This window comes from Pantoea sp. SGAir0175 (genome assembly GCF_043547855.1).
Window position 1 is genome coordinate 480,457 of the sequence record NZ_CP028082.1, and the last position, 12,064, is coordinate 492,520.

12 protein-coding genes are annotated in these 12,064 nt (G+C 56.0%); 6 read left to right on the top strand and 6 right to left on the bottom strand.

Annotated elements, in window-relative coordinates; all coding sequences use genetic code 11:
• Nucleotides 1-9: 9 nt before the first annotated feature.
• From C1N56_RS21480 to C1N56_RS21495, 4 genes are all read right to left on the bottom strand, one after another.
• On the bottom strand, nt 10-798 hold the full coding sequence (locus tag C1N56_RS21480) for an ABC transporter ATP-binding protein (RefSeq protein WP_021508711.1): 789 nt from the start codon (nt 796-798) through the stop codon (nt 10-12).
• A 10-nt stretch (nt 799-808) separates the two neighbouring features.
• Nucleotides 809-1,681, bottom strand: coding sequence for a nitrate ABC transporter permease (gene ntrB / locus C1N56_RS21485; RefSeq protein WP_021508712.1), 873 nt, complete (start codon nt 1,679-1,681; stop codon nt 809-811).
• Nucleotides 1,681-2,943, bottom strand: coding sequence for a CmpA/NrtA family ABC transporter substrate-binding protein (locus C1N56_RS21490; protein ID WP_104187745.1), 1,263 nt, complete (start codon nt 2,941-2,943; stop codon nt 1,681-1,683). Before C1N56_RS21490 ends, ntrB begins: the two co-directional genes overlap by 1 nt.
• 262 nt (nt 2,944-3,205) lie before the next feature.
• Nucleotides 3,206-4,429: a nitrate- and nitrite sensing domain-containing protein gene (locus tag C1N56_RS21495; protein ID WP_336702796.1), complete on the bottom strand. Its 1,224-nt coding sequence runs from the start codon at nt 4,427-4,429 to the stop codon at nt 3,206-3,208.
• A 291-nt stretch (nt 4,430-4,720) separates the two neighbouring features.
• On the opposite strand from C1N56_RS21495, the gene C1N56_RS21500 reads away from it, so the two are divergent.
• The 3 genes from C1N56_RS21500 to C1N56_RS21510 all read left to right on the top strand — a co-directional run bounded on the left by C1N56_RS21500 (nt 4,721) and on the right by C1N56_RS21510 (nt 7,343).
• On the top strand, nt 4,721-4,966 hold the full coding sequence (locus C1N56_RS21500) for a ParD-like family protein (protein WP_010615787.1): 246 nt from the start codon (nt 4,721-4,723) through the stop codon (nt 4,964-4,966).
• Nucleotides 4,963-5,748: a type I methionyl aminopeptidase gene (map, locus tag C1N56_RS21505; protein WP_282996307.1), complete on the top strand. Its 786-nt coding sequence runs from the start codon at nt 4,963-4,965 to the stop codon at nt 5,746-5,748. Before C1N56_RS21500 ends, map begins: the two co-directional genes overlap by 4 nt.
• 269 nt (nt 5,749-6,017) lie before the next feature.
• Nucleotides 6,018-7,343, top strand: coding sequence for an MFS transporter (locus tag C1N56_RS21510; protein WP_276591575.1), 1,326 nt, complete (start codon nt 6,018-6,020; stop codon nt 7,341-7,343).
• Between the two features lie 6 nt (nt 7,344-7,349).
• On the opposite strand, the gene C1N56_RS21515 is transcribed toward C1N56_RS21510, so the two are convergent.
• The gene (locus tag C1N56_RS21515) at nt 7,350-8,276 is read right to left on the bottom strand and encodes a LysR family transcriptional regulator (protein ID WP_021508717.1); all 927 of its coding nucleotides are present in this window, start codon (nt 8,274-8,276) and stop codon (nt 7,350-7,352) included.
• A 137-nt stretch (nt 8,277-8,413) separates the two neighbouring features.
• On the opposite strand from C1N56_RS21515, the gene hpxD reads away from it, so the two are divergent.
• The gene (hpxD, locus tag C1N56_RS21520; RefSeq protein ID WP_021508718.1) at nt 8,414-9,445 is read left to right on the top strand and encodes a molybdenum cofactor-independent xanthine hydroxylase subunit HpxD; all 1,032 of its coding nucleotides are present in this window, start codon (nt 8,414-8,416) and stop codon (nt 9,443-9,445) included.
• Nucleotides 9,446-9,455: 10 nt separating this feature from the next.
• Nucleotides 9,456-10,418: a PDR/VanB family oxidoreductase gene (locus C1N56_RS21525; RefSeq protein WP_394517535.1), complete on the top strand. Its 963-nt coding sequence runs from the start codon at nt 9,456-9,458 to the stop codon at nt 10,416-10,418.
• Between the two features lie 18 nt (nt 10,419-10,436).
• Here C1N56_RS21525 and C1N56_RS21530 read toward each other — a convergent pair whose 3' ends face one another.
• Nucleotides 10,437-10,943 carry a DUF892 family protein gene (locus tag C1N56_RS21530; RefSeq protein ID WP_394517536.1) on the bottom strand — a complete coding sequence of 169 codons (507 nt, stop codon included), beginning with the start codon at nt 10,941-10,943 and terminating at the stop codon, nt 10,437-10,439.
• Nucleotides 10,944-11,433: 490 nt separating this feature from the next.
• Between C1N56_RS21530 and C1N56_RS21535 the strand changes: the two genes are divergently transcribed.
• Nucleotides 11,434-11,598 carry a con-10 family general stress protein gene (locus C1N56_RS21535; RefSeq protein WP_010615780.1) on the top strand — a complete coding sequence of 55 codons (165 nt, stop codon included), beginning with the start codon at nt 11,434-11,436 and terminating at the stop codon, nt 11,596-11,598.
• Nucleotides 11,599-12,064 lie beyond the last annotated feature (466 nt).

Consider the following 12,064-nt stretch of genomic DNA (forward strand, 5'->3'; position numbering starts at 1 on the left):
GTGTCGTCCTTATGCCGCCGAAGTCTGTTTTTCGTAGAGAAAATGCAGCACTTTCTGGCGCAGCTGGTGATAACGCACGTCATCCGCCAGCGCCACGCGTGAACGCGGCCGGACCAGGTCGATCGTCAGGATATCGCCCACCTGCGCCGCCGGACCGTTGGTCATCATCAGTACCCGATCGGACAGCAACACGGCTTCATCCACATCATGGGTAATCAGGACGATGGTGGTGTTCAGCGCCTGCTGGATGCGCATGACGCTGTCCTGCAGATGCGCGCGCGTTAAGGCATCCAGCGCACCGAAGGGTTCGTCGAGCAGCAGCACGCGAGGTTTCATTGCCAGCGCGCGGGCGATACCGACACGCTGCTTCATGCCGCCGGAGATCTCGCCGGGGCGTTTATGCATGGCATGACTCATTTGCACCTGGTTCAGGTTGTGCTCGATCCAGTCACGCATTTCCGCCTTGTTCATCTTGCCTTTAAACACCTGCTCTACCGCCAGCTCAACGTTCTGATACGCCGTCAGCCAGGGCAACAGCGAGTGGTTTTGAAACACAACGGCGCGCTCAGGGCCGGGGCCGGTGACTTCGCGGTTATCGCATAACAGGACGCCGCTGGTAGGTCGGGTTAAACCGGCGATCAGGTTGAGCAGCGTGGATTTACCACAGCCGGAGTGGCCGATCAGGCTCAGGGTTTCCCCCTGATGAATATCAAAGCTGACATTATCGAGCGCCAGAAAATCGCCGCCGGAAGTGGTAAAACGCTGGCTGACCTGCTGTACACGAATGATAGGTTGCATAGTGTTCCCCTTATTTATCCCAGCTAAAGCGACGCGCCAGCAGCATCAGTCCCTGCTCCAGTAGCAGGCCGACGACGCCAATCAGCAAAATGGCAATCAGGATGTTTTCAACATTGAGGTTGTTCCATTCGTTCCAGATCCAGAAGCCGATCCCCAGGCCTCCCGTCAGCATTTCGGCAGCCACGATCACCAGCCAGGCGATACCAATCGACAGGCGGACCCCGGTCAGCACCGCAGGCAGAACGGCGGGAAACAGGATGCGGCGCAGGATGGTCCATTCCGACAGTTGCAGCACGCGCGCCACATTGAGGTAATCCTGTGGAATGCGCTGTACACCTTCTGCGGTATTAATAATCATCGGCCAGATAGAACAGATAAAAATGGTCCAGCTGGAGGCCGGTTCGGCGCGCTGGAACAGCAGCAGGCCGATAGGCAGCCAGGCCAGCGGGCTGACCGGACGCAGTAGCGCGATAACCGGATTGAACATGCGTGCCACAAAGGCAAAACGCCCCAGCAGAAAGCCTGCGGGAATCCCCACCAGCGCGGCCAGGCCAAAGCCGATAGCGACGCGCTGCAGCGAGGCCAGCACATTCCAGCCGATGCCCTGATCGTTAGGGCCGTTGTTATAGAACGGATCGGCGAACAGGATTTTCGCCGCTTCCCAGGTGGCGTACGGGCCGGGAAAGCCTTTGCTGGAAAGGGCCGCGATCTGCCAGATCAGAAGCAGAAGCATCACACCGCACAGCGCGGGAATGGCACGCTGCAAAAACGGACGCAGGCGCGCAGGCGAGCGCATCTTTTTTGGCGTGACCTGAAGGGGCACCACCGTGGCCCGGGTGGGCAGCGTCTCAGGCTGCGTCAGGGAGCGAGTCTGGCTTTTCATCACGACCTCTCTTTGTGGTTAATGGCAAAGCTGGCGGCGTAAACGGCAGGATTCGTGCCATCCCACACCTTGCCGTCGATCAGGGTGCTGCTGCGCATCTCACTGCCGGGCAACGTGATGTTGCCGACGGCGCTCGCTGCCTGTTTGTAGATATCAATTCGGTTGATCTGCTTTGCGACGCCCAGATAGTCCGGATCCTCGGTCAGCATTCCCCAGCGCTTAAGCTGGGTGAGGAACCACATGCCATCGGACAGATACGGGAAACTGACGCTGCCGTCATGGAAGAAGCGCATCGCATGCGGGTCTTGCCATTTGTGTCCCAGCCCGTTTTCGTACTGGCCGAGCATGCGACCCTGCAGAATCTCAGGTTTGGTGTTGATCCAGGCGCGTCCGGCCAGCACCTGCGCCGTTTCGCGGCGGTTATCATCGGAGGCATCGATCCAGCGTGCCGCCTCCAGGACAGCCGCCGTCAGCGCGCGCGCCGTATTGGGGTTTTCTTTCACCCACGCGGCGCGGGTGCCAAGAATTTTTTCGGGGTGATCGGGCCAAATCTGCTGACTGGTAGCGACGGTAAAACCAATATCATCACTGATGGCGCGCTGATTCCACGGCTCGCCCACACAGAAGCCGCTCATATTGCCAATCTTCATATTCATCACCATCTGCGGCGGCGGCACGACGACAGTGCGCACGTCATCAAATGGATTGATACCGGCATTCGCCAGCCAGTAGTAGAGCCACATCGCGTGGGTACTGGTCGGAAAGGTATGCGCAAAGGTGAGACTGCCTTTGGCCTTGCTGTCGATGGTCTTTTTCAGGCTGGCGGCATCGGTGACCTTTTGCGCTTTAAGCTGGTTCGACAGGGAGATTGCCTGGCCATTGTTATTGAGCGTCATCAGGTTCGCCATCGCATGCTGAGGGCCGGCAACGCCCAGTTGCAGGCCATAGATCATGCTGTACAGGACGTGTGCCGCATCGAGCTCACCGGAGATCAGTTTGTCGCGGACGGCTGCCCAACTGGCTTCTTTACTGGGCTGTAGCGTCAGACCATATTTTTTGTCGAAGCCTTTCACCGAGGCCATGACGACCGGCGCACAGTCGGTCAGTGGAATAAATCCCACCCGCACGGTGGCTTTTTCTGGCGCATCGGAACCCGCCGCCCATACGGCGTTGCGCAATCCCGGCAACAGCCACAGCCCGCCAGCGGCGGCGCTGGATAACAGCAGTTGACGTCGAGACAGTGAAACTGGCGATTTGCTCATTTTTTGCCACCCTCAGGAAATAAAAAAAGGCGTCCTCTCCACTGCTTTCACAGGGAGATGGACGCCTTTATCCAAAAGCACTCGCTTTACCGCCGTTGGCAAAGCAAATGCATACACTTAATAGGGTAAAGCAAACTGCATGCCAGCTTTGAAACGGCCCTGCGCGTGGCGATCAGGGCTTTCGCCGGGCTGGTTTTTTAACCGATTTTGCACGTTTGTGACGCAGACCACGCACAAGCATTGTGCAGCTAACGCTTTAGAGTTATCTCTTCATTGTGGCTGCCACCGTGACGATCGCCTGGGCGATTTCCGGTAGCCGTTTATTCTGATCCATCGCGCTTTTACGCAGCCGTTGCCAGGCGTGCTCTTCACTCAGCCCATGCTGCTGCATCAGCCAGGTTTTGGCCTGGTCGAGCAGTTTGCGCTCTTCCAGCGTGGCGCGCAGGGTGGCCAGCTCATTGGCCTGATGCTGTAAACGCTGAGACTGCTCCGCGATCAACGACAGCAGTGAACGACCCAGCTGGGGTGCCAGCCCGTCGCTGTTCAGCGCACCGGACTCGGTGGGCAGCCAGTCCACCCCGGAGACATATAATGTAAAATCGCAGCCCGACTGCGCCACATGCAGAGGTTCAGCTGCCTGATGCTGTGCCAGTGCGATCGCCTCGCGGCAGCGCAACATCAGCGTGGCTGACAGCCGATCCTCCAGCAATTTCATTTGGTCGATGCGCTGTGACAGCAGCGAAAACCAGTGCAGCGCGCCACTGTCGTCCCGCCGACCGTCGGTACAGGCAATGCGTCGCAGTCGTTCAATTTCACGACTGGCCTGCGCCAGCGGCTGCCAGTGGTGTAAAACCGCCTCATCGGCAAACTGCTGGAAGGTCGAAAAGCTTTGTTCCTGTGCTTCAATTAAGGCCACCATGGCGCTGCGCTGCTCCGCGCTGAATTGTCCGGCAGCAAAGCCGGCCGCTCCCAGGGCGCGTTCCTGTCCCGTCAGCTCTTTGCCCTGCATAAAGCTGAACAGCGCAATGAGCGCGCGGGTAATGTCAGGATGGCTGGCGGTGTCGGCGGCCTCAAAAACCAGGTTCAGTAAGCTACGGATAATGGTACTGAACGCCGCAACGGCCTGCGCGTGCGCGATCTGCTGTTGCGTAATCTGCTGGCGCAACGCCGGTAATCCGGCCAGGGCCTGCAGCGCGGCGGCGATCAGGTTGCAGAAGCGGCTGTATCCCGGCTGGGCTTCAACCCTGGGTAAGGCCTGGCAAAAATCCCGTTGGCAGCGCGTCACATCCTGCTCACTGGCGAGCCGCTGCTCGCCGTAAAGCCTGCCTTCTGAACATATCCACAGATTGCTCGCCCCCCGCTCGCGCTGAAGCTGATGCACCAGCTCGCTGACGGTGGTAATGAGTTTGCCGGTCTGGCGAAGGCGTTGCAGGCTGGCAATATCGCTTTGCCTTGAGGCCTGTAACCAACTCAGTGCGTCATCCATTGCTCCCCCACCCTTTGATGCCAAAAAGTGAGTCAAGCAAAAGCCGTGCCGTTTTCGTATCACCTCATTTCTCTTCACGAGAATCGCAGCGGCTGCCCGGTCATAAAAATCTTTCTATGACCAAAAAGTATCCCGGTCCGCGTGGAGACGAGAACGTAGTGGTCTAAACAATGTATTTGATTTTCTGACAAATTTCGCAAATTAACGCACAGCTGAAAATCTGAACTTGCAAATCATGCCGTTGTGGATATGCTATATACATAGCATATACGTTTCATATAAAGGCCAGTCATGGGTATCGTCAAAATTTCGGATTTAATGCATGAGAATCTGCGCATCGCCAGCACGGCGCTCAGTCGTTCGATCAACGCGCAGGCGGAGCACTGGATGAAAATCGGCATGCTGGCCGAACTTTATCCGCAGCTCAGCCATCAGGAACTGACACGCCTGCTGATGCGGGTCGAACGTGATGGCGGCGCTGAACTGGCGCAGCTGCTTGACCAACCTTCCTTTATTCCGCAGGGAATCGCGCAATGAGTATTAAACTGCATACCGCTGAAGAAATTGAACGGGCGCGCGCCGCCGGTCACGCCGCCGCCAAAGTCCTGGAGATGATCGCGCCCTGGGTGAAACCCGGCGTTACCACCGATGAACTGGATCGCCGCTGTCACGACTATATTGTCAATGAGCTAAAGGTCATTCCGGCTAACATTGGCTATCAGGGTTACACCCGTACCGTTTGCACCTCGGTCAATCACGTGGTGTGCCACGGTATTCCGGGCGAGAAAAAGCTCAAAGACGGTAACATCGTTAATATCGATGTGGCGATCATCAAAGACGGCTGGTACGGCGACACCAGCCGCATGTATTTCGTCGGTCAGCCTTCGGTACGCGCTAAGCGCCTGGTTGACGTGACGTATGAATCAATGGTGGCAGGCATTCGGGTGGTGAAACCCGGAGCAACGCTGGGCGATATCGGTGCGGCTATTCAGCAGGTCGCTGAAAAGGCCGGGTTTTCCGTGGTACGCGAGTATTGCGGTCACGGCGTTGGCGAGATCTACCACGGCGATCCACAAATCCTGCATTACGGCACGCCGGGCCAGGGGCTGGCGCTGCAGGCTGGCATGATTTTTACCATTGAGCCCATGATTAACGCCGGCAAAGCGGGCACCAGCGTACTGTCCGATGGCTGGACGGTGGTGACCAAAGATCGCTCCCTGTCCGCGCAGTGGGAGCACACTGTCGCCGTCACGGATACCGGCTTCGATCTGCTCACACCCTGGCCGGAGGGTACCGGTGATTACGCCGCGATCGTTTAACGCCTGCCAATCGTCCAATCTGTGATCTCTATTGTAGTACAATCAAAATAGATTGTACTACACTGCTTACTCATGACGATTTATATCGCTCATGTGCAATATCACTATCGGCATAGTTAATGCTGCCGTGTGGCCGAAATAAAATGATTTTTATTTTTCGGCTGCACTTCATTTATTGCTTAGCAAGCGAAACAGATCATTCATGACATCGCTGCCCTTGCGCCCGTCTGCCGGCGCGGAGTGGCGTAATGCTGCGTGACGAGGTGGATATGATAAGTTCCGATGTTTCTGGTTCTACGTTGAGTCAATTAAATAAGCGCATCATCCCGTTTATCGTGATCTGTTATTTTGTCGCTAATCTCGATAAAACTAATATCTCTATCGCTGCGCTGCAAATGAATGCCGATCTCGGGCTTACCACCAGCATGTACGGCCTCGGTGTCGGCATGTTCTATATTTCCTACATTCTGTTTGAAATTCCCAGTAATGTCATAATGACCAAAGTCGGCGCCCGGCGCTGGATAGCGCGCATTATGATTACCTGGGGTATTGTCAGTACCGGCATGGCGCTGGTTCATAGCGCCAATCAGTTATATGTAATGCGTTTTTTACTCGGCATGGCCGAAGCCGGTTTTGCGCCGGGTATTATCTATTATATTTCCTGTTGGTTCCCTAAAAGTAACCGCGCACGTGCAATGTCTTTCTTTTATATGGGATCGGTGGGCGCGTCGATTATTGGTCTGCCCATTTCCGGTGCCATTCTCAATATGCATGGCATTGCCGATATCGCAGGCTGGCGCTGGCTTTTCGCGCTGGAAGGCATTCCCGCGGTGGTGCTTGGTTGTCTGGTGCTGTGGCGCTTACCCGATAAGCCCGACGATGCTGTCTGGTTAACTACACCGCAAAAACACTGGCTGCGTCAGCGCCTCGAACAGGACAATCTGGGTGTTACCCTGAATAAGAACCACTCCTGGCTGCAGGCATTAAAAGATCGCACGGTGTTATTGCTCAGTCTGGTGTGGTTTTTACAGGCCTTTGGTTCGATCGGTATTACGCTGTTCATGCCGTTGATTATTAAAAGCATGGCCGCAGAGCAGAGCAATTTTATTATCAGCCTGCTATCCGCCCTGCCCTTTGTGATGGCCTGCGTATTTATGTATTTAAACGGACGCCATTCCGATCGCAGCGGTGAACGCGCCTGGCATATGGGCTTGCCATTAATTTTATCGGGCCTGGCATTAACCGGCGCGATTTATTCGGGCAGCCTGTTGCTCGCCTATATTTTGCTGGTCTTCACCGTCGGGCTTAACTTTGCCCTGACGCCAATATTCTGGGCCGTGACCACAGAAAAATTAGCTGGCGTAGCCGCTGCGGCATCGATTGCCTTTATCAATACGGTGGCAAACTTTGTCGGACTGGGTTTACCGCCGCTGCTGGGAAAAATGAAAGATGCGACGCAAAGTTATCACTCAGGATTGCTGATTGTGGCGATGGCGCTGATTGCCGGCGGTATTCTCGGTATTATTATCGCCCGTCCATCGGGCGGTGCCGGTGCCAGCAAAACCCGCGCGCCGCATGCCGAAACCGGGCACTGAGCGTGATTACGGCCCGCCTGCGGGCCTGACACTGGCCATCGCCTCTATCACCTCAGTCATGCGCTGAATCACCATCTGCGCCGCCCGCGATAGCTGGCGCGACGGCGCAGTACACAGCGCCAGGGTCAGCGGTCGCATCACGCTGTGCCTGAGCGGTACAAAGCAGAGCTGGTTCTCCTGCACCTCGGTCATTACGTCCAGCAGGCTCAGTACGCTGATGCCGGTGCCCTGCGCGATCAGGCTGCGAATCAGGCGGATGTCGTTACAGGCGATAATGTTTTCCGGCGCCAGGCCCTGCTTGCGGTACAGCGCATCAACACGTTCGTGGACCACCAGCGCGGCGCCAGGCACAATGTGTCGCTCATGACTGAGCTCACTGAGCGACAGCAGCGGCCTCGTGCTAAGCGGATGGTCGGCGGCCATCACCACGCCCATCTCCAGTTCGGCAAACGCCAGCACTTCCAGTCCGCTCTGCCCGGCGGGATCGAGAATCAGGCCAAAATCGATTTCCGACTGGCGAATCATCTGGCTGATGCGGTGGCTGTTGTCCACCGTCAGCTCCAGCCGCAGCCACTGATGCTGACGCGCAATATCGGCGATGGCGTCTGCCACGCTGCCTTTGGTCAGCGACTGCACCAGCCCGGCCGTGACGTTACCGCGCTTGAGTCCCTGAATATCATCGAAACGCTGCCGCGTGACGCGAAACTCACGCTGCCAGCGCATCACATCGTCATACAGCAATTCTCCAGCGGTGGTCATGCGCAGCCCTTCCGGCAAACGCTCAAACAGCGGCGTACCAAAACTCTCTTCCGCCTGCAGAATCTGCCGGTTAATGGCAGAAGCGGAAACGTGCAGCTGCTCAGCGGCTTTGCGCAAACTGCCGCTGCGCGCCACTTCGGCAAAATAGACGGCAAAGCGGGAAAACGGGCTCATTTATCACCTGTACGGTTTTTTGCAACACCTGGCTGCATTCTTGCTGATGGATTTGCACAGGCAAGCATATTAACAATGTCCTGACAAAAATGAAGCCTTCTATTACGCCTTGTGTGAGCACATGACAGGACAACAGCATGAATAATATTACGCCTCCCGCACACTGCACGTTTGAACCTGATGACTGGCTGCGTCTGGCGCGACAGTGGCATCCGGTTGCCCGTTCCTGTGATATCGCCGGCGCACCGACCAAAGCGGTGCTGCTTGACGAGCAGCTGGTGCTGTATCGTCTGCAGGGTCAGGTGGTAGCGGCACGCGACGTTTGCCCGCATCGTGGCGTCCCGCTGACGCTCGGTTTTCATGATGAAGAGGGTATCGTCTGCCCTTATCACGGCTTGCGCTTCGGTGCCGGTGGCCGCTGCAATCGCATCCCGTCCAGTCCCGACCAGCCGATTCCGGCCAAGCTCAATCTGATCAGCTATGCGGTGGAAGAGCGCTTTGGTCTGATTTGGGTGTGCCTCGCGCCGGATGCTGACCAGCCTGCGCCGCTGCCCACCATGCCGCACTGGGATGATGCCGGTTTTCAACAGATCAACTGCCCCGGTTTTGACGTCAACGGCTTTGCCGGACGCCAGGTGGAAGGTTTTCTGGATGTGGCGCACTTCGCCTGGGTGCACACGGAAACCTTCGCCGATCCCAATAACCAGCTGGTGCCTGCCTATAACCCGGTCGAGACCGAGACCGGTTTTGCCGTGGATTACTGGAGCTCAGTGAGTAACTTTGCCGCTGACAGTCCGCAGCAGGCGCCGGAAGGATTTAGCTGGCTGCGTCATTTCGAGATGCATCTGCCGTTTACCGCCACGCTGACCATTCATTTCCCCGGCGAATCGCGCCTGGTGATCATGAATGCCGCGTCGCCGGTATCAGCGCGCAAAACGCGCATGTTTGCGCCCATCGCGCGTAATTTTGACCTGCACATCCCGGTCGAAGAGGTGCACGCCTTCAATCAGCGCGTGTTCGAAGAAGACCGCCTGATGGTGGAAACCCAGCAGCCGGAGCGTTTGCCGCTCGACCTGGCTCTGGAAGCGCATATTCCTGCCGATCGCAGCTCCATTGCTTATCGCCGTGGCCTGAAGCGCATGGGCTTCGGCGAATTTTTCCTGGTGTAAGGAGGCAACGATGAGTGATCTGCTGAATGTGGTGGTGGATGGCCTGTATCGTCAGGGACGTCACAATCTCAGCGTGACGCTGGTGGCGGAAAATGGCCAGCCGCTGCCGGACTGGCAACCGGGTGCGCACATTGATGTCCACCTGCGTGATGGCCTGATACGTCAGTACTCACTAACCGGACGCTGCGATAACGCGCGCGGCTACCAAATCTGTATTGCCCGCGACGGGCAATCACGCGGGGGATCGCGCTACGTGCACGACACGCTGCGCCCCGGCCAGACGATTGCGATTTCGCCACCGCGCAACCTGTTTCCTCTGCAACCGGCCGCTAAAGTCATTTTGCTGGCGGCCGGAATTGGCATTACGCCGCTGTACGCCATGGCGCTGGCGCTGGAGGCCGCCGCCGTGCCTTTTGTGCTGCATTACTTCGTGCGCCAGCGCGGTGATGAAGCTTTTGCCGCCGAACTGGCGCAGCGTTTTCAGCATGGATTTTGTGAAATCTGGTATAGCAGCGAAGGTCGCAGCGCACGTGATTATCCACCGGCGGAACTGCTTGATGCTGCCGCCGACACGCATCTGTACCTGTGCGGGCCGGAAGGGTTTATGACGCACATGCAGCAGCAGGCGCTGGCGCGCGGCTGGGACAGCGCCAATATTCACGCTGAAGCGTTCAAACCTGCCGCCCGCACGGCTGGCGCGGAAGAGGGCTTTACCGTGACGCTGGCACGCAGTGGGCAGCAATGTACCATTCCGCCTGACAAAACCATTGCCACGGTGCTGCTGGAGCATGGCGTCGACGTTCCGCTCTCCTGCGAGATGGGCATGTGCGGCGCCTGCCTGACGCGGGTCACCGCCGGAGAGATCGATCACCGCGATACCGTGCAGTCTGACAGCGAAAAAAGCGCCCCGGAGCAGTACATCGCCTTATGCTGCTCGCGCAGCAAATCGGCGGAACTGGTGATTGATCTCTAGGGCGCGCCGCAGAATGACTTAATCCGTGCCGGAAAGCTCAGGTTCCGTACGTAGCACAATGGCTTCCTCTACCGCCTGTGGCAGCAGTTGCAGCAGCCAGCTGGCCATCTGGCTTTCCTGCTGCAGAATGCGCCGCACAATCCTGACATCCTCCCCCTCTTCCGCCTGCTCTGCGGCCACCAGCAACGTCGAGTAGGTGGCGATTTTATAGTTACAGAACACGTAGCTGCTGACGGCCACACGGATGCCCTCTTCATCCTGCAGCATATCGCTGGCGGCCTGACCGACCGCCGACATCCGGCCTAACGACTCCTTCAGCACCGACCAGCTGCTGTCATACTGGCGCAGCAGCGTTTTCACCTGCTGCTGCTGGTCACGGCTCTGCTCAAGATACTGCTCAATACGCGCCTGCAACGCGGGATGATCCGTCAGACGTGATGCAGCCGCCTTCAGCAGGCTCTCCGCATGTTTCTCCATAGCATGCGCATCGCGCAGCCAGTCCAGATATACAGATTCCTTCGTCATGGTTTGCTCCAAAGTGAATGACACGGGCGATCTACCTCAACGGCGTCAGAGAAGGATCCCTGATCGGGCAGCACGCTTTGACCTCATCGCTTTCAGGCTGGTTATCTGAAAAATAAGCGAAGCGCTAATTAAGTCCAGGTGAACAACTTAATTAAACGTAGCAAGCAAGCCGGGCTGTGCAAGAAAGGTTTTTAAGAAATGCGACAGCGGTTAATTGTCACAACGTCATCAATTCACATTAGCGCCGCTAAAAGAACGCTTCCCTTTATGAAAGTAAAATGTTAACAATTCCCCCCCAAATGATTTGCCGGAATAAATCAGCTGAAATTGACTCATCGTTAAACAACCAACGTGCTGTAAATTAAAAGTTAAGATTATTCCTGGCTTGATTATGGTAAAAACATCGCTACATTTATTTTTGCTTCATGCGGGTATGAACAGAGAGGAAAAAATGAAGGATCCAAAGAAGAAACCTGAAGAGGAAGAAAAAGTGACGCAACGTCGTGGGGGTTCAGGCAACTTCGCCGCCGATAAGGAGCGCGCGGCTGAAGCAGGCCGCAAAGGCGGTCAGGTCAGTGGTGGTAACTTCAAAAATGACCCACAGCGCGCCATTGAAGCCGGCAGGAAGGGAGGAAAGATCAGTCGTCGTAAATAACTACTCCCCATCTTTGTATTGATTTAACCTCGATAACTTTTTGCACTGTGCTCTCCTGACATCGCGTTTACGCTTCGCTTAAACGCACGTCTAACCTTGTCAGGAGAGTAATTTTCCCATCCGAAAACAATTAATCGATCAAATCTTCAGCGATCCTGCGTTATTTACCGCTTCGCTTATCAGCGACCGCTTTTCAGTTTATTTATCCCAAAATTAAATCATTGATTATCTAACTATCAGCTTCAGGCACCCTATATTTGTACAAGCCACGCAGAGTTGTACACTTTTATTTAATCTGCGTTAATTACCCGGGCTGATATATATACACAAGCTTACAATTGGCTAACTCCGCAATATTTAAGGAATTATTGCATACGCAATGCACCTTACATGGATTAATTACCCGCTATCCGCTTGATATCACCCCGCTTTTAGCTAAATTCTCCATTCACGCTCACTATTGCGT

Bases quoted from the DNA above. Each gene is read 5' to 3' on its own strand.
- map (WP_282996307.1), top strand. From the start codon at position 4,963: ATGAGTATTAAACTGCATACCGCTGAAGAAATTGAACGGGCGCGCGCC.
- C1N56_RS21480 (WP_021508711.1), bottom strand. From the start codon at position 798: ATGCAACCTATCATTCGTGTACAGCAGGTCAGCCAGCGTTTTACCACT.
- C1N56_RS21500 (WP_010615787.1), top strand. From the start codon at position 4,721: ATGGGTATCGTCAAAATTTCGGATTTAATGCATGAGAATCTGCGCATC.
- C1N56_RS21490 (WP_104187745.1), bottom strand. From the start codon at position 2,943: ATGAGCAAATCGCCAGTTTCACTGTCTCGACGTCAACTGCTGTTATCC.
- C1N56_RS21530 (WP_394517536.1), bottom strand. From the start codon at position 10,943: ATGACGAAGGAATCTGTATATCTGGACTGGCTGCGCGATGCGCATGCT.
- ntrB (WP_021508712.1), bottom strand. From the start codon at position 1,681: ATGAAAAGCCAGACTCGCTCCCTGACGCAGCCTGAGACGCTGCCCACC.
- hpxD (WP_021508718.1), top strand. From the start codon at position 8,414: ATGAATAATATTACGCCTCCCGCACACTGCACGTTTGAACCTGATGAC.
- C1N56_RS21510 (WP_276591575.1), top strand. From the start codon at position 6,018: ATGATAAGTTCCGATGTTTCTGGTTCTACGTTGAGTCAATTAAATAAG.
- C1N56_RS21515 (WP_021508717.1), bottom strand. From the start codon at position 8,276: ATGAGCCCGTTTTCCCGCTTTGCCGTCTATTTTGCCGAAGTGGCGCGC.
- C1N56_RS21525 (WP_394517535.1), top strand. From the start codon at position 9,456: ATGAGTGATCTGCTGAATGTGGTGGTGGATGGCCTGTATCGTCAGGGA.
- C1N56_RS21495 (WP_336702796.1), bottom strand. From the start codon at position 4,429: ATGGATGACGCACTGAGTTGGTTACAGGCCTCAAGGCAAAGCGATATT.